Origin of the sequence: Methylobacterium longum (genome assembly GCF_022179385.1) — a bacterium.
Classification (GTDB): domain Bacteria; phylum Pseudomonadota; class Alphaproteobacteria; order Rhizobiales; family Beijerinckiaceae; genus Methylobacterium; species Methylobacterium longum.
Genome location: NZ_BPQS01000011.1, coordinates 132,439 through 155,390, shown reverse-complemented (window position 1 = coordinate 155,390; position 22,952 = coordinate 132,439). Strand labels below are relative to the sequence as shown.

Sequence of the window (22,952 nt, the reverse complement as noted above, 5' to 3'; positions counted from 1 at the left end):
GTCACCGTGCATCTGCCTCCCCTCGTCCAGACCTTCGTGCTGCACTTCGGCGAGATGGGCTCGCGCTGGGGCATCAACCGGACCGTCGGGCAGATCTACGCCCTGCTGTTCGTCGCCGAGCGGCCGCTCAACGCCGACGAGATCGTCGAGCGCCTCGGCGTCTCGCGCTCCAACGTCAGCATGGGCCTCAAGGAGCTGCAGGCCTGGAACCTCGTGCGCCTCCAGCACGTGCCGGGGGACAGGCGGGACTATTTCGCGACGCCGGAGGATATCTGGCAGATCGTCCGCACGCTGGTCGAGGAACGCAAGAAGCGGGAGATCGACCCGACCCTGACCCTGCTGCGCGAACTCCTGATGCAGGAGGCCGGCACGGAGGGGGAGCGCCACGCTCAGGCCCGCCTCGGCGAGATGCACGACCTGTTCGAGCTCTTCGCCGGCTGGTACGCGGACGTGCGCCGCCTCGAGACGGAGCGCCTCGTCCAGCTTCTCACCCTCGGTTCCAAGGTCCAGAAGGTGCTGGAGGTGAAGGACCGTCTCGTCCGCCTGCCGGGGCGCATCGGCGGCCGAGCGGCGAAGTCGGACATCAAGCCGACGGATTGAGGACGGCGGCCCGACCCGCGCACGCGGCCGGCCGTCCTCCCTCGGACGCGGTGACGGCCGCGTCGCCGAAGCGGGTCGCGCCCCCTCGGGGCGGACCGCCCCCGTCAGGCGTCCGCGAGCACGCGCCGGTAGATCGCGACGAGGGCGGCGCCGACATGCTCGACATGGGCGCGCAGGGCCGCGGCCGCCTCGTCGATCCTCCGCGCCTCGCACAGGTCGAGGATCCGCCCGTGCTCCTGCTCGGCTCGCGCCATGTCGCCGACCGTCGAGAGCTGGAGCCGGGTCGGCCGGTCGCAGTCCTGAAGGAGCCCGGACAGGATGCTCAGCGAGCGCGGGCGCTGCGCGTGGCGAAGCAGGTCGAGGTGGAAGCGCCGGTTCAGCTCGCCCCAGCGGAGGACCTCGCCCCCGGCCAGCGTATCGCTGTAGGCACTGGCCACGGCGCGGAGCGCCTGGATGTCGGCGGGCGTCAGGTGCATCGCCGAGACGACCAGCAATTGCGGTTCGAGCTGCCCGCGGAGCTGGAAGATATCCTCCAGCTCTTCCAGCGACACGCCCGTCACCACCGCGCCGCGATGCGGCATGATCTTCACGAGGTTGTTCGCTTCGAGCTGCAGGAGGGCTTCCCGGACCGGGATCCGGCTGATGCCGAACTGCTCGGCCAGGGCGTCCTGGCGGAGCTGAACGCCCGGTGGCAGCTCCCCGTTCAGGATTCTCTGGCGCAGCGAATCCGCGACCGCGGCAGCCATCGTCTTGTGCCGCAGCCGGTCTGGCTCCGGTCTGGTGGGGACCGCTATGTCCATCGGGGCCTCAACGTCACCGTATGCATCTAGACATAACGTGAAGCTGCATGAAAGTCTTGTAGATCCGGCACGGATACGACTTTTTGAAACTTCAGGTTTAGCCGGGCGAGCACGTCAGGGACCGAGCCCTCGCAAGTTCCAGGCCCGGGCCGTCCCGCTGCCGGTCTCGCCTGCAAGACACGCGCGATGACGCAGGCCCCGACTGCCTCGGGCGTCCAACCGGACGAGACCCCGTCATAGCGTGGGCGCGGATCCGGCTGGGTCAACTGATCCGCGTCCGGTTCCGTGTGCGGCAAGCGCGTCGGACCGCTCCGCGGGATGGTTCGGCCCGGCCCACGGCGCCCGCGCGAGCGCCTGGCCGAGATAACCGATGAGCGCCGTCACGCGCGCGGGTCGGGGATCGCCGTGCGGGGTTACCAGATGCAGCGCGATCGGGGGCGGCGACCAGCCGGGCAGGGCCCGTTCCAGCCGGCCGGTTTCCAGATCGTCCCAGATCATGAAATCGGGCTGCAGCGCCAGTCCGAGGCCCGCCCGGAGCGCGGGTGCCAGCGCTTCGGCGTTGTTCGCCCGGAGCTGGCCCGCGGGTTGGACCACTGCTTCGACGCCGGCGGCGTCGATGAAGCGCCAGCGGTCGGGACTCGGCAGGTAGGCGTAGCCGAGGCAGGTGTGGCGGGCGAGATCGTCCGGATGCGTCGGGCGGCCGTGCCGGTCGAGGTAATCCGGGGTTGCCACCAGGGAGCGGCGGATCGCGCAGAGGCGGCGCGCCCGCAGGGACGAATCCGGCAGGGCGGCGATGCGCAGCCCGATGTCGAAGCCGCCGCCGACGAGGTCGACCACCGCGTCGGAGAGGTGCAGGTCCACCGCGACGGAGGGGTGCCGGGCCAGGAAATCCGGCAGCAGCGGCGCCACGTGCATCACGCCGAAGGTCATCGGGACGGCCAGCCGCACCAGTCCGCGCGGTTCGGCTGAGCCCGCCATCGCGAGCGCCTCGGCCGCCTCACCCTCCGCCAGGATGCGCGCGGCACCGTCCTTCGCGGCCTGCCCCGCCTCGGTGAGGGCGAGCTTACGCGACGTGCGGTTGAACAGCCGGGCGCCGATCCGAGCCTCCAGCCGCGCCACCGCCTTCGAGACGGTCCCCTTCGATAGCGCGAGCTCCGCGGCGGCACGCCCGAAGGAGCCGGTCTCCACCACCTTGGCGAAGACAGCCCAGGCCTCGAAATCGGGCAGCCGCATGGGTCAATTCCAGAAACGATGGATTTCCATTGTTTCTATTTTATGGATCGGCGGCAAGGGGCACATTCCCGTCATCGGCAACGCGCCGCGCCTCTTGCGGCGGCCTCCCGGGAGACATCGCCATGGTTCAGACCGGCCTCCACCACGTCACGGCCTTCTCCGGCCCGGCCCTGCGCAACCTCGATTTCCACACCCGGATCCTCGGGCTGCGGCTGGTGAAGAAGACCGTCAACTTCGACGATCCGGGCACCTACCATCTGTATTACGGCGACGCCGCCGGACGGCCCGGCACGATCCTCACCTTCTTCCCCATCGAGCACGCGGCCCCGGGCCGCATCGGGGTGGGAGAGACGCAGGAGACCGCCTTCCGGGTACCCCGCGCCTCCATCGGCTGGTGGACCCACCGCCTGATCGAGAAGGGCGTCGCCCACGAGCCGCTCGTCCAAGTCTTCGGCGAGCCGACCCTGCGCTTCCGCGATCCGGACGGCATGATGCTCGCCCTGGTCGGGGTGGACATGGGCGCGGAGGGCGGGGACGCGGAGGGATGGGCCTCCAGCGAGGTTCCCGCCGAGCACGCCGTCCGTGGGCTGCACGGGGTGACGCTCCTCCTGGACAAGGCCGAGCCCACGGCCGCGATCCTCACGGAGGTGCTGGGTCTCGGGGAGGTCGCCCGCGAGGGCAACCTGATCCGCTTCGCGGGCAGCGCCGCGATCGGAGGGCTCGTGACCCTGCGGGCGGTGGGCGGCTTCCTCCGTGGCCGGCCGGGCGCCGGCTCGGTCCACCACATCGCGTTCCGGGCGGCGGACGACGCCGCGCAGGCCGCGATGGGTGAGAGGCTCACCGCCCGCGGCCTCCACGTCACCGAGCAGCGCGACCGGCAGTACTTCCGGTCGATCTACTTCCGCGAGCCCGGCGGCGTGCTGTTCGAGATCGCCACCGACGCGCCCGGCTTCGCGGTCGACGAGCCGGTGGAGGCCCTCGGCAGCGCCCTGAAGCTGCCCGCCGGCCTCGAGCCGCACCGGGCCGAGATCGAGGCCGTGCTGCCGAAGGTCGCCTGACCGTCGGGCCCGCCCCGCGCGAAGCGGGGCGGGCCCGCGATGTACCGCCAGGAGGATGCCATGACCCAGGACACCGTCGAGTTCATCCATCGCTTCGAGCCCGGCGCGGATGCCGCCAGGCCGCTGCTGCTCCTGCACGGGACGGGCGGCAACGAGACCGATCTTCTGCCGCTCGGCCGCATGGTCGCGCCGGGCGCCGCACTGCTCGCCCCGCGCGGGCCGGTGACCGAGAACGGCATGCCGCGCTTCTTCCGGCGCGTGGCCGAAGGCGTGTTCGACGAGGCGGACCTGCGCCGCCGCACCGGCGACCTCGCCGCCTTCGTGGCAGCGGCCCGGGAGCGTTACGGCCTCGGAGCACCCCTGGCACTGGGCTTCTCGAACGGCGCCAACATCGCCGCCTCGCTGCTGCTGCTCTGGCCGGAGACCCTGGCGGGGGCTGTGCTGATCCGCCCGATGGTGCCGTTCGCCGAGCCGCCCGCAGCGGATCTCGCCGGCCGGCCTGTCCTGATCCTCTCCGGGGCGATGGACCCCATCGTGCCGGTGGAGAACGCCCGGCGCCTCGCTGCGCAGCTCACCGCGTCCGGCGCGACCGTCGAGCACCGGATCCTGCCCGCCGGGCACGGCCTGTCGCAGGCCGAGGTCAGCGTCGCGGCCGGCTGGCTCCAGACCGCCGCGCTCCGGAGCGCGGCGTGAATTTCGCTTTCGACCCGCGTACAGGATGGAACATCATCATGATCTCCCCGAACCCGCCTGCCTCCACTGCCGCCGGCACGCGCGTCGCCGGCCTGTCCGCGACGGCCGGCCGCGTTCTACTGAGCGCGATCTTCCTGGTGAGTGGGGCCGGCAAGCTCGCCGCGCCCGGCGCGACGCTGGCCACGATCGAGGCCGCCGGCCTGCCGCTGCCGCCGGTCTCCTACGCGGCGGCCACGCTGGTGGAGATCGTCGGCGGCCTGCTGCTGATCGCCGGCTACCGCACCCGGCTCGTCGCGCTGATCCTGGCGGCCTTCGCCGTGGCGACCGCCGTGACCTTCCACGCGGCGCTGGGCGATCAGAACCAGATGTTCCACTTCCTGAAGAACCTCGCCATGGCCGGCGGCCTCCTGCAGGTCGCGGCCTTCGGGGGCGGCCCCTTCAGCCTGGACGATCGGCTCGGCCGGCGGTGACCGCAGGCGCCGTTCCGCCCGCGCCCTTCCCTGACTCCCGCCGGTTCCCTAAAGGCTGCAGCGGACCGCGGATCGCGGCCCATCACCCGCGGGACCCAGCATGCCGGCCACCGACGAACGCCTCGCCCTCGGGATCATCGGCGCGGGGATCATGGGCGAGCGCCTGCTCGACGCGATCCACGGGGCGCCGGACTCGCCCGTTCGCGTCGCGGCGATCTGGGATCCGGCCCCGGAGGCCCTGGCCCGCATCGCCGCGGCCTTCCCCGGCGTGCCGCGCGTGGCCGATGCCGCCGCCGTCGTGGCGGCGAGCGCCTGCGTGTACGTCGCGTCGCCGCCGGCCTCGCACCTCGCCCATGCCCGCGCCGCCCTGGAGGCGGGGCGAACCATCTTCTGCGAGAAGCCGCTCGCCATCGATCGCGCCGAGGCCCGCGCCTTCGTGGCGGCGGCCGGCGAGGCCGGCGCGGTGAACTTCCCCTTCGCCTCCTCGCCCGGGGTGGCGGCGCTGGAGCGCTGGATCGCGCACGGCGTCGTCGGGCAGGCCGAGCGGCTCGCCATCACGGTGGCCTTCGCGCGCTGGCCGCGCCCCTGGCAGGCCGATGCGGCCGGTTGGCTCGACGGGCGCGCCGAGGGCGGCTTCACCCGCGAGGTCGTCTCGCACTTCCTGTTCCTCGCCCGCCGCCTCCTCGGGCCGCTGCAGGGCCTCGAGGGACGCGTCGCTTTCCCGGAGTCCGGCCGGTCCGAGCGCGCCATCGACGTGACGCTCACGGCCGGCGGGGTCCCGGTGACCCTGACCGGACGGGTTGGCGGCACCGGGGCCGACGACCACAACACTTGGACGCTGGAGGGCGAGGCGGGCGCCGTCCGGCTGCGCGACTGGGCCATCGCCGAGCGCCGCGGGCCGGACGGGTCCTTCGCGCCGGAGCCGGACGCGATCCCCAACGAGCGGTTGCGGCCGATCACGCTGCGGCGCCAGCTCGACGGCGTCGTCCGGATGGCCCGCGGCCAGTCTCACCACCTCGCCACCTTCGCGGAGGCGCTCGACGTCCAGGAGGCGGTCGAAGGCATCCTGGCCCTGTGACGGCGGGCGCCCCGCCCGACCTCCGCTGAAGCCCTGCGCCGCCCCTGCGGGGGCCGCGCAGCAGGCCTGTGCCGTACCCGGAGATCCGAGGTCGCGCTGACCCGGGTCGCTTCGCTCGTGATGACGGGCATGGCCGCATCAACCTTGCGTCCGGAGGAACCCGATCAGACCTCCAGGAGATCGATCAGGAACGGGATCAGCGGCGCGTCCGCGGGGGGCATCGCGAGATCCCGCAGCGCCTTGGGGCGGACCCATTTCAGCGCCTGACCCTCCATCGGGCGCGGGGTGCCCGACCAGCGCCGACAGATGTAGAGCGGCATCAGCAGGTGGAAGTCCGAATAGGCGTGGCTGGCGAAGGTCAGGGGCGCCAGGCAGGGCTCCTCGACCCGGATACCGAGTTCCTCCGCCAGTTCCCGGATCAGCGTCGCCTCCGGGCGCTCGCCGGGTTCGACCTTGCCGCCGGGAAACTCCCACAGGCCGGCGAGCTGCTTGCCCGGCGGACGCTCGCTCACCAGCACCCGGCCGTCGGCGTCGACCAGGGCCACGGCGACCACCAGGAGGAGGCGCAGCGGCGGCTGTTCCGGCCCGCTCACGGCGTCACCGCGAAGGTGGCCGAGACCTCGGCGGACATCTCGATCGTGCCCGCCTCGATCGGGACGCGCCGTCCCTTCGCCGCCATGGGCGCCGGGAGCGCGCGGGCCATCATGGGCGTGGGCGCGGCGCCCGCGGTGCTCAGCGCGCAGAGTGGCCCGAGCTTGGCGCCCACCGCCTCGGCCATCGCCTCCGCCCGGGTTCGCGCATCCCGCGCCGCGGCGGTCTGGAGGGTCGATTCGGTCCTATCCGGATCGCGGAGCCCGAAGTTCACGCCGTCGATCCGGTTCGCCCCGGCGTCGAGGGCTTGGCGCAGGAGGTCGCCCAGGCGCCCCATGTCGCTGAGCCGGACGCTGACGAGGTTGCTGGCGCGGTAGCCGTCGGGCTCCTCCGCACTGGCCCCGCCGGGCCGCGTCACGGAGCGCGTGGCCGTCTGCAGCGTCACGGCAGCCGTGCCGATGTCGGCCGGCGGCACGCCGAGGGCCCGCGCCTGGGCCGAGACGCCGGCGACCGCCTTCGAGGCCGCATCGAGGGCGGCAGCCGCGGTCGCGCCGCGCGCCTCGATGCCCACCGTCACCTCGGCGAAGTCCGGCGCCCGCGCTTCCGCGGCCCGCCCGACGACGCTGATCTGGTGCCGGCACGCGGCGTCATCGGCCCGCGCCGTCGCCGCCAGCGCCGAGACGAGGATGGCTCCGACCAGGACGGCCCTCACGAGCGGTAATCCCCGTTGATCTCGATGTAGGCCTTGGTCAGGTCGCAGGTCCAGACGCGGGCGGTGCCGTCACCCAGGCCGAGATCGACCCGGATGCCGATCTCCGGCGCGCGCATCACGGCGCTCGCGGCGGCCTCGCTGTAAGCGGGGTCCCGTGCGCCCTCCACGGCCACCCGGACGTCCCCGAACCAGATCGCCAGCCGGTCCCGGTCGGCGGGCTCGCCGGCCTTGCCCACGGCCATCACCACGCGGCCCCAGTTGGCGTCCTCGCCCGCCACCGCGGTCTTGACCAGCGGCGAGTTGGCGATGGACATCGCGATGCGATGGGCCGAGGCGTCGCTCTCGGCGCCCGTGACCCGCACAGTGACGAACTTGCGCGCGCCCTCGCCGTCCTTGGCGACGAGCTGGGCCAGCTCGATCAGAAGGCTGTCCAGGGCCTCGCGGAAGCCGGAGAGGGCCGGGTCCGCGGGGTCGGACACCGTGGTGTTGCCGGCTTTGCCGGTGGCGAAGAGCATCAGGGTGTCGGAGGTGGACGTGTCGCCGTCCACGGTCACGCAGTTGAAGCTCGTCCGCGCCCCCGCCGACAGCAGGGCCTGCAGCACGTCCTGGGACAGAGCGGCATCCGTGAAGACGAAGGACAGCATCGTGGCCATGTCGGGCGCGATCATGCCGGCGCCTTTGGCGATGCCGTTGATCGTGACGCGCACCCCCGCGATCTCGGCGGTCCGGGTCGCCAGCTTCGGGAAGGTGTCGGTCGTCATGATGGCGCGGGCCGCCGCTTCCCAGGCGGCCGGCCCCGGTTCGGCCCGTTCCGCGCACGCCGCGAGCACGCCCTCGAATCGCTCCGCAGGGAGCGGCTCGCCGATTACGCCGGTGGAGGCAACGTACACCGCGCGCGAATCGCAGCCCGCCGCCGCCGCGGCGATCGCGACGGTGCGCGCCACGGCCTCGCGGCCGGCGCGCCCCGTGAAGGCATTGGCGTTGCCGGAATTCACCACCAGAGCCCGCGCCGCGCCGTCGGTCAGGGCTTCGCGGCACCAATCCACCGGCGCCGATGGGCATTTCGACCGGGTGAACACCCCGGCCGCCTTCGTGCCGTCCTCCAGGGCGACGTAGAGCACGTCGGTGCGGCCGCTGTAGCGGATGCCGGCCTGGGCGGTTGCGATGCGCACGCCCGGCACGGGCGGAAGCGTGGGGTTCGCCGTCGGCGCCAAGGGAGAGACGGGCGGGGATTTCGCGGACGACATCGGCTCGGGCTCCGGCAGCGCGCGGCGTGAGTCTCCGCGGCCGGCCGGTGTTGCCCGTGCACCCCCGGCGCCGTCAACCGCGCGCCCATCCGACGAACGCGTGATGCCGGCCTGCTTCGAAGCGGCGGACTTGCGCCCGGATTGTATCCCAGATTAGCATGCTGCATCGCAATGCCAGCGCGAAGTCGAGTGCGGAATGCCCCAAGCCGACATCGAGACTGACTCCGGCAAGCTTCCTCAGGGGAGCTGCTATCGGATCCAGGTTCTGGTGGTCGGCCGGCACAAACGCTGGCGCGATGAGGTGTCCGCGCAGGTCCGGATGCTGGGTTATCAGGTTACGGCCTGCGACCGCGGCGTGGACGCAATGACGGTCCTGGCCCTGGGACTGCCCGTCGACGTGCTGGTGGTGGACGCCGCCCTGCAGGGGGGACTGTGCTGCGCGCAGCTGGCGCTCGAAGCGCGCGCCCTGCGACCCGGCCTGCGCATCGTCCTCGCCAGCAATCCGGTCGATGCCCTCGACCGCAAAGCGACCATCGCGGTTCCCGACGCGCTTCTCGTCCCGCGGGACCAGTTCCAGAACGGTCTGATCGCCAGCACGATGCGCGAAGCCCTGGCCAATCGCGCCGCGTGAAGCGGTTTTCCAGCCCCTGCCGGGCTGCGCGCACTGCACTGTCGGGGTCTGAAGGGATTGCGGCGCGGACCCGCGCGGCGGCAGAGACGGTACTCGGCCGGCCCAATCCCGTCTGCCCGACGGCGCGTGGCGCGACGCTGGCGCGGGTTCGATGTGTCACGGTCATGCCGCGCCACGACCCACGACAGGAGGACGGCCTCCGGCAGGGGACGCTTTCACGCGCGCCGGCCCGGGCTTCGATTGCGGTGTTGCAACCTCTCCGTCGGCCGGGATCGCGTCGCGGGCCCGACGCCTGGGAGGCAGCGCCGGTAAGACCGGGGGGCGGCCTGTGCAGGTGATGAACGTCCCGGGCGCGGTCGACGGCTTTCTGGATGACATCCGGGCCGCCAGTCGCAGATCGGCGGCACCGGCTCGAGACCGCGACCCTCCTCAGATCGCGGCGGCGGGATCCGTCTCGTCGCCGTCTCGCCCGCGGCGCTCGCGCGGGCGGCGATCCAGGAACGAGCGCCCCAACGCGCGCAGCGGCGCCGTGAGCCGACGGACGTCCTCCGCCCGCTCCATGATGCGCTCGCCGTTGCGGATCTCCTTGTCGAGCCGCGCCATGGTACGGGCCAGGGCCGGATCGTCGTCGTCGAGCCAGACCTGGGTCACACGGGCGAACGCGATCACCACACCCTGCAGTTTGAGCTGCCCGAGCGGCCCTTCCGTGTCGATCCCGGCGGCGGCCAGCATGTAGCGGTGCGAGTTCAGCATCACGCCGTTCATCGCCAGCATCGAGAGCGGTTCGCCGCGCAGTGCGTAGGCGATCCGGCGCAGGGCGGGCTTGTAGGGCTCCATGGCGTCGAGGCGGCGCATCAGCACGTCGAACAGGCGCTCGCGGGTCGGCTCTTCCTCAAGGCCTTCGAGATCCCCTTCCAAGACCTTGCGGTCGATGATCCGCGTCAGGCCGCCGAGCACGGCTCCCTTGGAGGGAAACAGGTCGCGAAGTTCCGCGAGGCTCAGGCCGGCTTCCCGGGCGATGTCACTGATCTCGATGTCGCTCCAGGGCTGTTCCGCCGCGAGTCGCATGAGGGCTTCGACGGCAGCCTCCCGGGGCGAGGGCTTAGCCGGGCTCTCGCTCCGGGCGGCGCTCTCCTGGGCCGCGCTTCCGTGTGCCGAAGCGTCCTGGATCATGTCGTCCTGGATCATGCCGTCCTGTGTCGTGTTCGCGCCAACGGTGCTCGCCTTGGAGGGGGTCGCAGCCTTCCGGATCCGCTTCGACGGGGTTTTGCTTTCGGTCATGAGTCTGTCGCCCGCTCCTGCCGGTCGTCGGCTCTCATGTAGGCGGGGCGGCGGCGAAGGGCAGGGCCGTCGCGCGGCCATGCCGCACGGACGGGTGTTCCCTCAGCCGGAGAGTTCTCCCGCCCGACGCTTGGCCGCCGCCACGGCTTCCCGCATCAGCGCGGCGAGTCCATCCGGTCGCATCAGGACGTCGAGGGCCGCCGCCGTCGTGCCGCCCGGCGAGGTGACGTCGCGGCGCAACTCTTCGGCCTCGGACGGGCTCGCCTCAAGGAGCGCGCCGGCGCCCGTAACGGTCGCCCGAGCCAAGGTGCGCGCCACCGCCGGGTCGAGTCCGGCGGCGATGCCGGCCTCGGCCAGCGCCTCCACGAGGAGAAAGACGTAGGCCGGACCGGAGCCCGAGACCGCCGTCACGGCATCAATCTGCGCCTCGTCGCCGAGCCAGGCAACGGCTCCGTTCGCGCTGAACAGAGCCTCCGCGGCGCCGCGCTGGTCGGGCGTGACCTCGGCGGACGCGTACGCGCCGGTGGCGCCCCGGCCGATGCTGGCCGGAAGGTTCGGCATCGCCCGGACGACGGCCCGTGCCCGCGGGAGCCGGTCGCGCAGGTCCGCGACGGTCTTGCCGGCCAGGATCGAGACGAGGAGCGTGTCACGCCCGATGAGCCGGTCGAGGCCGGTCGCGGCCGAGGCGAGGCCCTGCGGCTTGATCCCCAGGACCAGCACGGAGCAGGGCCCGGGATCCGGCGGGTTCAGGGCGATGCCGTCCCGCGCGCACAGATCGACGATCTCGCGGGCGGGCACGGGATCGATGAGGGTGGTGCGGCGCGGATCGAGCCCGGCCTCGAGCCATCCGGCCAGCATCGCCCCGCCCATCCTGCCGGCGCCGGCCAGCATCAGGGACGCGGGCATCCCTGCCCCGGAAGGGCCCGGCGCCGTCACGCCTCGCCTTCGGTCTCGAACAGCACGGCGTCCAGCGCCTCGCGGGCGCTCTTGCCGGCCCAGAGCACGAACTGGAAAGCCTGGAAGTACCGCTCGCAGGCGTCGACCGCGCTCTTCATCATGGTCGCGCATTGCGGATGGGTCGGGACGACCCCGCCGGTCAGGAGGAGGGCGTGACGGAACATCACCACGCTGTCGCTTGACCAGAGATCGAAATGGCCGACCCAGAGCTGCTCGTTGATCAGCGCGATCAGGCGCATCACTTCGGTCCGCTGCCGCTCCGGCACCTTCAGGTCGAACGCGCAGGCCACGTGCAGGGCCTCGACGTCTTCGATCCACGTGAAGGCGATGTTGTAGTCGGTCCACCGACCGGGGCTCGTGACCGACATCTCGTCGGTCTCGGCCCGGTCAAAGATCCAGTCGCGCAGGGACGCCAGACGCTCGACGACGTCGAGCGGATGCTCGTTCCGGTCCGGGTCGTGGAAGTCGACGTTGAGAAGCGGCATGACGATCCAAAAGGACGGCCTGGACATGTCCAGGCCCGAAGTGACGGTGACGCGAAACCGGAGCGAGAACGCTCCGAGAACTGGAACGACCGGCAGATCTGCACCGGAGGTGACGCGATCGACTGTCAAAGCTCCGCGGACATCGCCCCGCAGCCCCCGAATCACCCTATGCCCACTATAGACCGGCCGTGACTCGCGACACAAAGTGCAGGCCCGGTTCAGTGAACAGGAAACCGGATCGTCGGCGCGGCTTCCTGTGTAAAAGCCCCGGGCGTTGCCGGGCGGACTCAGACCGCCTCGCTCAGGCCCGCGGCGGCGCTGCCGGCCTTCGCCTCCAGGGCGGCGACGCGGGCCGACAAGGCCTCGTTCTGCGCCTGCAGATTGGTCACGAGGTCGCGCAGCACGTCGAGTTCTTCCCGGGACGCGATGTCGAGGTCGCGGACGACGCGCTCGATCTGGGCCTTGACCACGGTCTCGGCCTCGCGGCGAACACCCTGGGCGGCGCCCGCGGCGTCGGTCATCAGGCGGGCGAGGTCGTCGAACAGTCGGTTGGAGGGGGGCATCCTGGTCTCCCGGATCGGCCGGCTGCCGCGTCGGCCGCCTGACTGCGCGATTCGAGGCGAGGAGATAGGAATCTTCCGGGGCCGGAGCAACGCCCGATGGCGACGGATCGGGGCCGATCGGGCCCCGTCCGCCGCCGATCATCGACCGACGATCACATACGGTGCATGCGGCGGTGCATCTGGTGACGCATCATCCGGCGCTCCATCCGCCGGTGCATCATCCGGCGCTCCATGCGGCGGTGCATCATCCGGTGCTCCATCGGGGTCATCCGGACCTGGGTGACCGCGTCGGGAGCGGCGACGGCGCCCGGCATGACGGGGGCCGCCGAGGCGGGCTGGACGAGGGCGGCGGCGCCGAGGCTGGACAGCACGGCGAAGGCGAAGGTCAGTTTCCTCACGAGGAGACTCCAATTCTCTGATGGCCGGGTATGGTGCCCGGTTCATCCTCCCGGACGGGAGGTGCGGAGAGCCGTCTCGTGCCGGGGGCCGGCACGGCGGGTCGTCGAGGACCCGCCGCCACTAACTGTTAGGTCAGAGATTAGTTTCCTCGAACGCCTTCACCCATTCGGCGCAGATGCCCGAGCGGACGATGTCGTTGCGGGTGAACTCCACCACCGGGATCGGCATCATCCGGCTCTTGATCATGTGCATCACGGTGCGCAGCCCCGAGGTCTCGCGGAGGTCCGTCTGGGAGACGTCGCCGTTGATGATGACCTGGCAGTCGTCGCCGATCCGCGTCAGGAACATCTTGATCTCGTTGACCGTGGTGTTCTGGGCCTCGTCGAGGATCACGAGGCAGTTCTTGAAGGTCCGGCCGCGCATCACCTCGAAGGGGACGATCTCGATGTCGCCGGTCTTCAGGGCGATCTCGAAGGCGGCTTCGCCCATGCGCTCCTTCATGGCCTCGGTCAGCGGGGCCACCCAGGGGGCGATCTTCTCCTCCAGGGTGCCGGGGAAGAAGCCGAGGGACCGGCCAGAGGGCACGTTCGGGCGGGTGATGACGACCTTGGCGATCCGGCGCTGGCGGAGCTGGTCGGCGGCGCGGGTGCCGGCGATGAAGGTCTTGCCGGTTCCGGCCGGGCCCAGGACGATCACCTGCGGCGAGCGGGCCAGGGCGTCGAGATACTCGGCCTGGCGTTCCGTGAGCGGCTGGATCGGGGCGAGGTTGCGTTCTTCGTCGAAGCGCGTGCGGTGAATGCGGGACGTGCGGTCTTCAACCAGTTCAAGTCGTGCGCGGCGTCTCTTCATGGATGTACACTCCAACGGGACTTGCCAACCTGGATCTGTCTCTGAACTGCCGTTTACCTGCGTGCTCCTGGATATACTCGCTTGCGGAACTAAATAGCGGCCCCTGACCGAAGGTTCCGCGCCGCGCTCGTCGGCCTGTGGAGAGCGTTACGACGTGCCGAACGCGACCGATTACGCGATGCAACTGCCGCACCAGCGTGCTTCGCGCCGCACGATGGCGCACGGGGTGTGACTACGGGGTGACGGTGGCGGCGGACGGTGGGAAGAAGCCGCGATGCTGGCGCGGGTGCAACAGGCCGGGGCCGGGAGAGACGGGATGGCGCGGCATCCGGCACGATCTCACGACCTCCCCGCCCGCAGGGGCGAAGCCGGCCGACCCTGCCGCCCTGGGACGTCCGGGCTTGGTCGGCGGGACTAGCTCGATCCAGCCTGGATGAAGCTGTCGAGGACCATCTTCCGGCCGGCCTTGTCGAAGTCAACGGTCAGCTTGTTGCCGTCGACGCCCGCGATGGTCCCGGGGCCGAACTTGGTGTGGAAGACCCGCTGGCCGCCCTGGAAGGCCGAGGGCGTGCCGGTGGATTTGGCGATCAGCTCGCCCTCGATCTGGCGCGGACCGCCCGTCGATCCGCCGGCCCGGCCGCCCGGCACCGAGCCGAAGCCGCGCCCGCCCGCCGCCGTGTTGGCCTGCGCCCGCTGCCAGCCGGGCGTGCCGTAGCTCGATCCGAAGGGCGTGGGGTTGCGGTCGAACCGCGAGGCGCCGGCCGAGAAATGGGCGGGCGCCTCGACCACGTCGACGGCCGATTCCGGCAGTTCGTCGATGAACCGGGACGGGATGGTCGAGGACCACAGGCCGTGGATCCGCCGGTTCACCGCGAAGGAGAGCTTGGCGCGCTTGCGCGCCCGGGTCAGCCCGACATGGGCGAGGCGGCGCTCCTCCTCCAGGCCGGCCCGGCCGCTCTCGTCCAGCGCCCGCTGACTGGGGAACAGGCCGTCCTCCCAGCCGGGCAGGAACACGGTGTCGAATTCGAGCCCCTTGGCGGCGTGGAGCGTCATCAGGGAGACGCGGTCGGCGCCCTCGGTCTCGGAGGCCTCCATCACCAGGGAGACGTGCTCGAGGAACGCCGCCATGTCGGGGAACTCCTCCATGGAGCGGACGAATTCCTTCAGGTTCTCGAGGCGGCCGGCGGCGTCGGCCGAGCGGTCCTTCTGCCACATCTCGACGTAGCCGGATTCCTCCAGGATGGTCTGCGCGACCTCGCTGTGGGGCTGCGACTCGATCAGCCGCGCCCAGCGCGCGAAGCTCTCGGTGACCGCCCGCAGGGTCGAGCGGACCCGGGGCTTCAGCTCGTCGGTCTCGCACAGGCGCTCGGCGGCGATCCGCAGGGGCAGCCGGTTGGCCCGGCCGTAGGTGTGGAGCTGCTGCAGGGTCGCGTCGCCCAGGCCGCGCTTGGGCGTGTTGACGATCCGCTCGAAGGCGAGGTCGTCGCTGACGTTCACGGTGGCGCGCAGGTAGGCCAGGGCGTCCCGGATCTCGGCGCGCTCGTAGAAGCGCGGGCCGCCGATCACCCGGTAGGGCAGGCCGAGCTGGACGAACCGGTCCTCGATCTCGCGCATCTGCGCCGAGATCCGCACCAGCACGGCGATCTCCGACAGGGGGTGCTGCTTCACCTGGAGCGATTCGATCGCCTCGGCGAGCAGCCGCGCCTCCTCCTCGGAATCCCAGGCCCCCGTCACGGTGACGCGCTCGCCCGGCTCGTCGTCGGTGCGCAGGGTCTTGCCGAGCCGGCTCTCGTTCCGGGCGATCAGTCCCGAGGCGGCCGCCAGGATGTGGCCGGTGGAGCGGTAGTTGCGCTCCAGCCGCACCACCACGGCGCCGGGGAAGTCGTGCTCGAAGCGCAGGATGTTGTCGACCTCGGCGCCGCGCCAGCCGTAGATCGACTGGTCGTCGTCGCCCACGCAGGCGATGTTCTTGCGGTTCTGCGCGAGCAGGCGCAGCCACAGGTACTGGGCGACGTTGGTGTCCTGGTACTCGTCCACCAGGATGTAGCGGAACCGGTCCTGGTAATTGGCCAGGACGTCGGGGTTCTCGCGCCAGAGCTTGAGGCAGAGCAGCAGGAGGTCGCCGAAATCGACGGCGTTCAGCGTCGCCAGTCGGGCCTGGTAGGCGCTGTAGAGCGTGCCGCCCTTGCCGAACGCGAAGGAGGCGGCCTCGCCGGCCGGCACCTGCTCGGGGGAGAGGCCGCGGTTCTTCCAGCCGTCGATGGCGTGCGACAGGGCGCGGGCCGGCCAGCGCTTCTCGTCGACGTTCTGATCGGCGATCACCTGCTTCATCAGCCGGAGCTGGTCGTCGGTGCCCAGGATGGTGAAGTCCGATTTCAGCCCGACGAGTTCCGCGTGCCGGCGCAGGATCTTGGTGCCGATGGCGTGGAAGGTGCCGAGCCAGGGCATGCCCTCGCCGGCCGGGCCGATCAGGCTGCCGATCCGGTGCTTCATCTCCCGGGCGGCCTTGTTGGTGAAGGTCACCGCCAGGATGTCGAAGGGGCGTGCCCGCCCGGTGGAGATGAGATGGGCGATGCGGGTGGTGAGCACCCGGGTCTTGCCGGTGCCGGCGCCGGCCAGCACGAGCACCGGACCCTCCGTGGTCTCGACGGCGTGGCGCTGCTCGGGGTTGAGCCCGTCGAGGTAGCCGGCGGCGTCGCGGCGGAGCGCGCCCATGGCGCGGGCGGCGATGGAAGAGGCGGGAGCGCCGTCCCCGGCGGGCTGCGCATGCGGGTTATTCTGCATCCCGCATCCCTGGACCAAATCGCGAACGGCGTCGAGGTGGTTTGGGCGCGACGCCTGCAACCGGCGGTGCGCGAAGTCGGGAGGCGCGGGCCGTCGGCGCGCCGAGAACGACGGTTCGGAGACCGTCGCGGCCGATCCCGGTCACGGGGATGCCCCGTCATGCCGGCGCGGCGCAGCGCAGACCGGAGTCGGGGCCCGCTGCCGCGCCGGGATCCCGCGCGGGCGGCGCCGCCGAGTCCGGGCCCGCCGGCGGCGCCGGAGCGACTGCGGCGCCTGAGGCACAGGGGCGGGATCGCAGACTTCGCCGCTGGCGCCCTGCGCGCCTGATCGTGCTATGGCCGTGGCGGCTTGCCCGCGGGGCACGCGGGACGGCGTCGGGGCAGCCCCGCGCGGACATGAGTGCGGAACGGGACCATTGCGTGATCTTCTGACCGCGCTGGCGGGCGCCGTCATCCTGGTTCTCGTGGCGGCGCTCGCCGTCCCGCCCTTCGTCGATTGGCAGGCCCACCGCGCGCTGGTCGACCGGGCGCTCGCCCGCTCCCTCGGCATCCCGACCCGGACAGACGGGCGGATCGAGGTCCGCCTCCTGCCGTCGCCGCGGCTGCGCGTCGACCGCCTCCATCTCGGGACCGATCCGGACCGGCCGTCCCTCGACGCCCGGTTCGTCAAGGCCGAGATCGCCCTGGCGCCGCTCCTGAAGGGCGAGTTCCGCTTCACCGAGACCCGGATCGGCCGGGCCGAGATCAGGCTCCCGGCCGCGGGGCCGGACGCCGTGAAGCTGCCCCCCGACCTCGGCGAGGCCCTGCGCGCCCGCGACCTCGCCATCGAGGCCCTGCACGTCCAGCAGTTCCTCATCACCACGCAGGTGCCGGCCACGGGCCGGACCGACCAGCTCTACGTGCAGGACCTGACCCTGCAGGCGCCGGCCCTCGTCGGACCGTGGCGGGCGGAGGGGACCAGCGGCGGCCTCCCGTTCCGGGCCGTCAGCGGCACCCCGGGGGCCGACGGGCGGCTGCCCGTGAAGATCTCCGGCGGCGGCGACGCGCATCCGCGCTTCGAGGCGGATGCGCGGTTCGGCCTCGCCCCCGCGGAGGCCGGCCGGGCCTCCCTGGTCGAGGCCGAGGGCACGGTCCGCCTCGTCGTCGGGCCGCCGACCCAGGCCGCGGGGACCTACCTGCCGTTCTCCATCGGCGGGGGCTTCAAGGCGCGCGGGACCCAGGTGCGGTTCGAGAACGTCGACCTCGCGGTCGATCCGGGCGGCCGGGCGCTGCGGCTCGGCGGCACCGGCCGCCTGGACCTGCGCCAGTGGCGCGCCGGGCTGAGCCTGGAGGCCCGCCGCCTCGACCTCGACGCCTTCCTGGCCTCGCCGGAGGGCCAGGCCCTGATCGCCCGCGGGGCCCCCCGGTGGGCCGGCGGCCTCCCGGCCATGCTCGACCTCGACCTCGCGGTGGGCAGCGCCGTGCTCGGCGGCGAGGAATGGTCGGACCTCGCCTTCGCCGGCACGGTGGAGCGGGCGGGCGGGCTCCTGCTGCGCCGCCTCTCGGTGACTGGGCCGGCGCAGGCGGCCCTGACGGCGAGCGGGCAGATCGAGACGGCGCCCCTGCGCCTGACCGGCCCGGTCAGCCTGACCGCCCCCGATTCGGACGCGCTGGGACGCTACCTGCGGCGCCTCGGCCTGGAGGGGCCGCTGCCGGCGCTCCTCGACGGGCGCCGGGTCGAGGCGGCCGCCGAGCTGTCGGCCGCCGCCGACAGCCTGTCCCTGCGCGACCTGCGCCTGACCCTGGGGCAGGCCCGGATCACCGGCAACGCCCGCTACAAGGCCGCGGAGGCCGGCGCGCGCGGGCGGTTCGAGGCCCAGATCCGCGCCCGCGGCATCGACATCGCCGGCCTGCCGCCGCTGGGCACGACGCTCGGCAGCCTGCGCGACCACGACCTCGCGCTGACCCTGGAGGCCCAGGACGTGCGCTTCGGAGCGGCGAATTCCGGGACCGGCACCATCGCGGCCAGCATCCAGTCCGACGGCGGCAGCCTCGTGGTCGACAGCCTCGACGTGACGAACCTCGCGGGCGCCAGCGCCAAGCTGTCCGGGCGGATCGGCGCGGACGGGACCGGCCGCGTCTCCGGCCGCCTGAAGGCCCCGGTGGCGGCGCCGCTGCTGGGCCTGCTCGAGCGGGTCTGGGTCGGCGACATCCGCCTGCTGCCCGCCTTCCTGCGGGACGCCCCCCTCGACCTCGCCGTGACCCTCGACCGGGAGGGCGGCGCCGCGGAGGCGCTCCGCACGCAGGCGAAGGGCGGGGCCGGCGGCGGCACCCTCGACCTGACGCTCGTGAGCCGCGGCACGCGGATCGAGGGCGGGACCGCCATCCTGACCGGCCCCCGGGCCGGCGCGTGGTTCGGCCGGCCCGACATCCCCGGCCTCCAGCTTCCCGCCGAACTGCGCCTGCGCGCCGAACGCGCCGGGCGCCGGGAGGGGGCCGAGCGCGGCGCGGGCGATGCCCTCGCGGTCACGGCCGACGGCAGCGTCGCGGGCCTGAAGATCGCCACCGGGACGCCGCTCCTCCTCGGGCCCGACGCGCTGCCCAGCCGTGGCGTCCTGCGGGTCGACGCGGCCGATCTGGCCCCCTTCCTGACGCTGGCCGGGGCCGCGCGCCTCCAGCCCGGCGCGTGGCCCGCCGAGCTGACCGTCACGCTGTCGGGGGACAAGGGCGAGGTCACCGCCGCCCTCGACGGCCGCGTCGCGGGCGCGGGCCTGAACGGGGCGCTGACGCGGGCGCCCGGCGGCGCCCTGAGCGGCCGCCTCACCCTCGACCGCCTGTCGCTGCCCCAGCTCGCGGCCGCGACCGTGCTGCCCCAGGACGGCAGCGGGCGGTTCGCGGCGCCGGCCGCGGCTCCGAGCCTCGCCCTCGACCTTCGCGTCGCCAGCCTGGACCTCGGGCGCGGGCTCGTGGCGACGGACGCGACCCTCGGCTTCGGCCTCGCCGACGCGGGCCTGACCGTGCGGGACCTGAGCGGGGCGCTGGCCGGGGGCCGGATCGCGGGGTCGGCCACGCTGTCGCGCCTCGGGGCCAGCGGGGCGATCTCCGGGGCGGGCCGCCTCGACGCCGTCGCGATCCCCGCGCTCGCCGGCGGCCCGATCGGCGGCCGCCTGACCGCGGATCTGCGCTTCTCCACCTCGGCCGAGACCGGTCCCGGCCTCGCCGAGAACCTCTCGGGCAGCGGCACCCTGGCGCTCGTCGATCTCACCGTCCCGGAGGCCGATCCCGCGGGGCTCGGCCGCGCCCTGGCGCGGGCCGCCGAGATGGACGATCCGCTGCGCGAGGGCCGGCTTCAGGCGGTGGTCGCCGAGGAGCTCGCCAAGGGTGGCGCGCGGGCGCGCGGCCCCGCCCGCGCCGCCGCCACCCTCGTGGGCGGCGTGCTGCGGGCCGGCCCCCTCGACATCGATCTCGGGGCGGCGCGCTGGTCCGGCACCCTCAGCTACGACCTGCGCGCCGGCCGCCTGGACGCCCGCGGGACCCTCTCGGGCGGCCCGGTGCCGCGGGGCTGGAACGCCGGTGCGCCGATGATCCAGCTCGGGCTCTCGGGCCCGGTCGCCGCGCCCGAGCGGACCCTCGACGTCGGCGCCCTGTCGAACGGGCTCGCCGCCTTCGTGCTGCAGCGCGAGCTGGAATCCATCGAGCTCACCGAGGCCGATCAGGTGGAGCGGCAGCGCCGCCGCGGCCGGATCGAGATGGACAAGGCGCGCGCCGCGGCGCTCAAGGCGGCGGCCGAGAAGGCCGCGGCGGAGAAGGCGGCGGCCGAGAAGGCGGCCGAGCGGGCCGCCGAGGAGGCGACGCGCCGGGCGCGGGCGCAGGAGGGATCGGCCCAGCCGGTCGAGCCCGCCGAAATCCGTCCCTGAGGCGCGCCGGTCCCGCGGTCGGACCCCGCCCCGGAGCCCGCCGGCCTAGGCCTTCCCCACCGCCGCGAGGGCGAAGGCGTAGATCAGCGCCACCTCCTCCAGCCGGTCGAACCGGCCGGCGGCGCCCCCATGGCCCGCCTCCATGTTGATCCGCAGCAGGACCGGGCCGCCCCCCGTCATGGTGGCCCGCAGCCGCGCCACCCACTTGGCCGGCTCCCAGTAGGTCACCCGTGGATCGGTGAGCCCGCCGAGCGCCAGGATCGCCGGATAGGCCTTGGGGGCGACGTTGTCGTAGGGCGAGTACGACAGGATCGTCCGGAAGGCGGTCTCGCTCTCGGCGGGGTTGCCCCATTCGGGCCATTCCGGCGGGGTCAGCGGCAGGTCCGCGTCGAGCATCGTGTTGAGCACGTCGACGAAGGGCACGTCGGCGACGATCCCGGCGAACAGCTCCGGCGCGAGGTTGGCCACCGCGCCCATCAGCATCCCGCCCGCCGAGCCGCCATGGGCGACGATGCGCGCCTCGGCCGTGTAGCCGGCCGCGATCAGCGCGCGGGCGCAGGCGATGAAGTCCGTGAAGGTGTTGGGCTTCTTCTCGCGCTTGCCGTCCAGGTACCAGCGCCAGCCCTTCTCGGTGCCGCCGCGGATATGCGCGATGGCGTAGACGAAGCCGCGGTCCACGAGGCTCAGCAGGTTGGTGCGGAACCCGGCCGGCATCAGCGTGCCGTAGGAGCCGTAGCCGTAGAGGAGCAGCGGCGCGCTGCCGTCGAGGATCAGGTCCCGGCGGTGCAGGAGCGAGACCGGCACCTGCTCGCCGTCCGGCGCGGTGGCGAACAGCCGCCGGGTGACGTAGGCGGCCGGGTCGTGCCCGCTCGGCACCGCCTGCCGCTTGCGCAGGGTCCGGGCCCGGCTGTCGCACGCGTAGTCCCAGGTCTCGGACGGCGTCGTCATCGAGGCGTAGACGAAGCGGATCGTGGCCGTGTCGAAGGCGAGCCCGGCGCGCAGGCCCAGCGAGTAGGCCTCCTCGTCGAAGGCGACGCTGTGCTCGGTGCCGTCGGCGAGGTCGCGCACCACGATCCGCGGCCGGGCGTTCTCGATCTCCAGCCGGACCAGGTGGCCGGCCAGCAGGTGGAGGTGACGGATCATCACCCCGGGCCGGTGGGGCACCAGGTCGGTCCAGTGCGCGCGCCCCGGATCGTCCAGCGGCGCGGTGACGATCTTGAAGTCCTCGGCCCCGTCCGCGTTGGTGCGGATGTACAGCCGGTCGCCCCGGTGCTCGACCCCGTAGATCAGCAGCGGCGTCCGCGGCTCGACGAGGCGCAGGGGCGCGGCCTCCGCGTGGCGGTCGAGCAGCCGGACCTCGGAGGTCTCGTGGTCGCTCGCGGTCACGTCGAGGAACGTGCCCGACTGGGTCTTGCCGATATGGACGAAATAGCCGGCATCGGCCTCCGTGTAGACCGTCTCGTCCTCGCTCTGCGCGGTGCCGAGGCGGTGGCGCATGACCTTGGCGGGGCGGTGGTTGGCGTCCACCGCCACGTACCAGAAGCTCTCCGCGTCCGCCGCCCAGACCGCCTCGCCGGAGGTCGCCTCGACCCGGTCGTCGCGGTCGAGGCCGGTGGCGATGTCGCGCACCCGGATCGTGTAGAGTTCCGAGCCCTTGGTGTCGGCGCTCCAGGCCAGCCGGCTGTGGTCGTCGGAATGGACCGCGGCGGCGATCTCGAAGAAGGGATGCCCCTCGCCCTCCCGGTCGCCGTCGATCAGGATGGTCTCGTCCGGGTCCGGCCCGGACTCGGGCACATCGGGCGCGGTCGACGGCCGCCGGCAGATCAGCGGGTGCTGCCCGCCCTCGCGGTGGCGGGTGTAGTAGGCGAAGGGCCCGTCCGGCTCCGGGACGCCGCTCTCATCCTCCTGGATCCGCCCGCGCATCTCGGCGACGAGCCGCCGGCGCAGCGCCGCGGTCCCGGAGAGCGCCGTTTCGGCGAAGGCGTTCTCGGCCTTGAGGTAGGCGGCGATGTCGTCCGGCAGGGCGGCCGGGTCCTTGAGGACTGTCTGCCAGTTCTCGGCCTTCAGCCACGCGTAGGGATCGGTGATCTCCTGCCCGTGGACGCTGAAGCGCCGCGGCCGAACCTCGGCGACCGGCGCGCCGGTGGGTTGAGCGAGCAGGCCGTGGCCGATCTCCGTCATCGTGTCTCCCGTCGGGTCCCGTCACGTTCGGGTGAGGGGATGTGTCCCGCCGGGCGCCGGGATGCAAGGTGGTGCGCGGCAGGGCGGCGCGATGCGGGGCGGCGGCCGACGGGCGACGACGGGGAGCCACGACGGGGTCGGGGTGCCCGCGGAACGCCCCTCGGCCGCATCGCCCCGGCGCGTCGAGACCATCCCGGCCACTCAGCCCCCCGGCCTCTCAGCCCCCCGGACGTGATCGGACCGGCGGCTCGGGCGGCGGCGCCCGGCCCGTTGCCGGCTCCCGCGGCGTCCGCATCCGGGGCGCTCCGCCGGGCGGAGCCGGGCGATCGGACGCGACGGTCTCGGGCCCATCGGCGGACAGGGGGCCCGCGGCCGCGGAAATCCGGCGGGCCGGAGGATCGGGATCGCCCGCTCGGCCCTCCGTCCATGGGCCCGGATCGCGGCC

The 22,952-nt window shown here is 73.0% G+C and carries 20 protein-coding genes; 7 read left to right on the top strand and 13 right to left on the bottom strand.

The genetic code is table 11. The annotated features are described in order from the left end of the window. Positions 1-6 precede the first annotated feature (6 nt). Positions 7-600, top strand: a complete 594-nt coding sequence (locus MFF58_RS12945) for a GbsR/MarR family transcriptional regulator (RefSeq protein ID WP_238287899.1) — start codon at positions 7-9, stop codon at positions 598-600. A 104-nt stretch (positions 601-704) separates the two neighbouring features. On the opposite strand, the gene MFF58_RS12940 is transcribed toward MFF58_RS12945, so the two are convergent. Then, positions 705-1,346 carry a GntR family transcriptional regulator gene (locus MFF58_RS12940; RefSeq protein ID WP_238287897.1) on the bottom strand — a complete coding sequence of 214 codons (642 nt, stop codon included), beginning with the start codon at positions 1,344-1,346 and terminating at the stop codon, positions 705-707. Between the two features lie 288 nt (positions 1,347-1,634). Then, positions 1,635-2,633: a LysR family transcriptional regulator gene (locus MFF58_RS12935; RefSeq protein ID WP_238287893.1), complete on the bottom strand. Its 999-nt coding sequence runs from the start codon at positions 2,631-2,633 to the stop codon at positions 1,635-1,637. Positions 2,634-2,755: 122 nt separating this feature from the next. Between MFF58_RS12935 and MFF58_RS12930 the strand changes: the two genes are divergently transcribed. The 4 genes from MFF58_RS12930 to MFF58_RS12915 all read left to right on the top strand — a co-directional run bounded on the left by MFF58_RS12930 (position 2,756) and on the right by MFF58_RS12915 (position 5,932). After that, entirely contained in the window at positions 2,756-3,691 is a 936-nt protein-coding gene (locus tag MFF58_RS12930; protein WP_238287891.1) for a ring-cleaving dioxygenase, read from the top strand. Between the two features lie 60 nt (positions 3,692-3,751). After that, the gene (locus MFF58_RS12925; protein ID WP_238287886.1) at positions 3,752-4,384 is read left to right on the top strand and encodes an alpha/beta hydrolase; all 633 of its coding nucleotides are present in this window, start codon (positions 3,752-3,754) and stop codon (positions 4,382-4,384) included. A gap of 38 nt (positions 4,385-4,422) precedes the next feature. Further along, positions 4,423-4,854 (top strand): DoxX family protein, encoded by a 432-nt coding sequence (locus MFF58_RS12920; RefSeq protein ID WP_238287982.1) that lies wholly within the window; start codon positions 4,423-4,425, stop codon positions 4,852-4,854. A gap of 100 nt (positions 4,855-4,954) precedes the next feature. Beyond that, positions 4,955-5,932 (top strand): Gfo/Idh/MocA family protein, encoded by a 978-nt coding sequence (locus MFF58_RS12915; RefSeq protein ID WP_238287884.1) that lies wholly within the window; start codon positions 4,955-4,957, stop codon positions 5,930-5,932. A gap of 164 nt (positions 5,933-6,096) precedes the next feature. Here MFF58_RS12915 and MFF58_RS12910 read toward each other — a convergent pair whose 3' ends face one another. From MFF58_RS12910 to argJ, 3 genes are read right to left on the bottom strand one after another with little or no spacing between them, the layout of a single operon-like run. Beyond that, positions 6,097-6,525, bottom strand: coding sequence for a (deoxy)nucleoside triphosphate pyrophosphohydrolase (locus MFF58_RS12910; RefSeq protein WP_238287883.1), 429 nt, complete (start codon positions 6,523-6,525; stop codon positions 6,097-6,099). Continuing rightward, a complete protein-coding gene (locus tag MFF58_RS12905) occupies positions 6,522-7,235 on the bottom strand; it encodes an SIMPL domain-containing protein (RefSeq protein ID WP_238287882.1) in 714 nt (237 codons plus the stop codon). Before MFF58_RS12905 ends, MFF58_RS12910 begins: the two co-directional genes overlap by 4 nt. Beyond that, positions 7,232-8,482, bottom strand: coding sequence for a bifunctional glutamate N-acetyltransferase/amino-acid acetyltransferase ArgJ (argJ, locus tag MFF58_RS12900; RefSeq protein ID WP_238287880.1), 1,251 nt, complete (start codon positions 8,480-8,482; stop codon positions 7,232-7,234). The genes MFF58_RS12905 and argJ overlap by 4 nt, the downstream gene beginning before the upstream one ends. A 196-nt stretch (positions 8,483-8,678) precedes the next feature. On the opposite strand from argJ, the gene MFF58_RS12895 reads away from it, so the two are divergent. Next, positions 8,679-9,113 (top strand): response regulator, encoded by a 435-nt coding sequence (locus tag MFF58_RS12895; protein ID WP_238287879.1) that lies wholly within the window; start codon positions 8,679-8,681, stop codon positions 9,111-9,113. Positions 9,114-9,542: 429 nt separating this feature from the next. Here the strand turns inward: MFF58_RS12895 and MFF58_RS12890 are convergent, their stop codons facing one another. The 7 genes from MFF58_RS12890 to MFF58_RS12860 all read right to left on the bottom strand — a co-directional run bounded on the left by MFF58_RS12890 (position 9,543) and on the right by MFF58_RS12860 (position 16,431). Beyond that, positions 9,543-10,394, bottom strand: coding sequence for a TetR/AcrR family transcriptional regulator (locus tag MFF58_RS12890; RefSeq protein WP_238287878.1), 852 nt, complete (start codon positions 10,392-10,394; stop codon positions 9,543-9,545). A 102-nt stretch (positions 10,395-10,496) separates the two neighbouring features. Further along, complete coding sequence (gene proC, locus MFF58_RS12885; RefSeq protein ID WP_238287877.1) at positions 10,497-11,300, bottom strand: pyrroline-5-carboxylate reductase; 804 nt, start codon at positions 11,298-11,300, stop codon at positions 10,497-10,499. A gap of 26 nt (positions 11,301-11,326) precedes the next feature. Beyond that, positions 11,327-11,836, bottom strand: a complete 510-nt coding sequence (locus tag MFF58_RS12880; protein WP_238287876.1) for a type III secretion system chaperone family protein — start codon at positions 11,834-11,836, stop codon at positions 11,327-11,329. 287 nt (positions 11,837-12,123) lie between these two features. After that, positions 12,124-12,399: an accessory factor UbiK family protein gene (locus MFF58_RS12875; protein WP_238287875.1), complete on the bottom strand. Its 276-nt coding sequence runs from the start codon at positions 12,397-12,399 to the stop codon at positions 12,124-12,126. Between the two features lie 152 nt (positions 12,400-12,551). Continuing rightward, complete coding sequence (locus tag MFF58_RS12870; protein WP_238287873.1) at positions 12,552-12,797, bottom strand: hypothetical protein; 246 nt, start codon at positions 12,795-12,797, stop codon at positions 12,552-12,554. 133 nt (positions 12,798-12,930) lie between these two features. After that, positions 12,931-13,647 (bottom strand): PhoH family protein, encoded by a 717-nt coding sequence (locus MFF58_RS12865; protein ID WP_238287871.1) that lies wholly within the window; start codon positions 13,645-13,647, stop codon positions 12,931-12,933. 414 nt (positions 13,648-14,061) lie between these two features. Next, on the bottom strand, positions 14,062-16,431 hold the full coding sequence (locus MFF58_RS12860; protein ID WP_238287870.1) for an ATP-dependent helicase: 2,370 nt from the start codon (positions 16,429-16,431) through the stop codon (positions 14,062-14,064). 415 nt (positions 16,432-16,846) lie between these two features. Here MFF58_RS12860 and MFF58_RS12855 point away from each other — a divergent pair, with 415 nt between their 5' ends. Then, positions 16,847-20,326 carry an AsmA protein gene (locus MFF58_RS12855; RefSeq protein ID WP_238287868.1) on the top strand — a complete coding sequence of 1,160 codons (3,480 nt, stop codon included), beginning with the start codon at positions 16,847-16,849 and terminating at the stop codon, positions 20,324-20,326. 45 nt (positions 20,327-20,371) lie between these two features. Here the strand turns inward: MFF58_RS12855 and MFF58_RS12850 are convergent, their stop codons facing one another. Beyond that, a complete protein-coding gene (locus tag MFF58_RS12850; protein ID WP_238287867.1) occupies positions 20,372-22,507 on the bottom strand; it encodes a S9 family peptidase in 2,136 nt (711 codons plus the stop codon). Positions 22,508-22,952: the final 445 nt, after the last annotated feature.

Coding starts and splice junctions, on each gene's coding strand:
- MFF58_RS12940 (WP_238287897.1), bottom strand. CDS start 1,346: ATGGCTGCCGCGGTCGCGGATTCGCTGCGCCAGAGAATCCTGAACGGG.
- MFF58_RS12935 (WP_238287893.1), bottom strand. CDS start 2,633: ATGCGGCTGCCCGATTTCGAGGCCTGGGCTGTCTTCGCCAAGGTGGTG.
- MFF58_RS12930 (WP_238287891.1), top strand. CDS start 2,756: ATGGTTCAGACCGGCCTCCACCACGTCACGGCCTTCTCCGGCCCGGCC.
- MFF58_RS12925 (WP_238287886.1), top strand. CDS start 3,752: ATGACCCAGGACACCGTCGAGTTCATCCATCGCTTCGAGCCCGGCGCG.
- MFF58_RS12920 (WP_238287982.1), top strand. CDS start 4,423: ATGATCTCCCCGAACCCGCCTGCCTCCACTGCCGCCGGCACGCGCGTC.
- MFF58_RS12915 (WP_238287884.1), top strand. CDS start 4,955: ATGCCGGCCACCGACGAACGCCTCGCCCTCGGGATCATCGGCGCGGGG.
- argJ (WP_238287880.1), bottom strand. CDS start 8,482: ATGTCGTCCGCGAAATCCCCGCCCGTCTCTCCCTTGGCGCCGACGGCG.
- MFF58_RS12895 (WP_238287879.1), top strand. CDS start 8,679: ATGCCCCAAGCCGACATCGAGACTGACTCCGGCAAGCTTCCTCAGGGG.
- MFF58_RS12890 (WP_238287878.1), bottom strand. CDS start 10,394: ATGACCGAAAGCAAAACCCCGTCGAAGCGGATCCGGAAGGCTGCGACC.
- proC (WP_238287877.1), bottom strand. CDS start 11,300: ATGCCCGCGTCCCTGATGCTGGCCGGCGCCGGCAGGATGGGCGGGGCG.
- MFF58_RS12880 (WP_238287876.1), bottom strand. CDS start 11,836: ATGCCGCTTCTCAACGTCGACTTCCACGACCCGGACCGGAACGAGCAT.
- MFF58_RS12875 (WP_238287875.1), bottom strand. CDS start 12,399: ATGCCCCCCTCCAACCGACTGTTCGACGACCTCGCCCGCCTGATGACC.
- MFF58_RS12865 (WP_238287871.1), bottom strand. CDS start 13,647: ATGAAGAGACGCCGCGCACGACTTGAACTGGTTGAAGACCGCACGTCC.
- MFF58_RS12860 (WP_238287870.1), bottom strand. CDS start 16,431: ATGCAGAATAACCCGCATGCGCAGCCCGCCGGGGACGGCGCTCCCGCC.
- MFF58_RS12850 (WP_238287867.1), bottom strand. CDS start 22,507: ATGACGGAGATCGGCCACGGCCTGCTCGCTCAACCCACCGGCGCGCCG.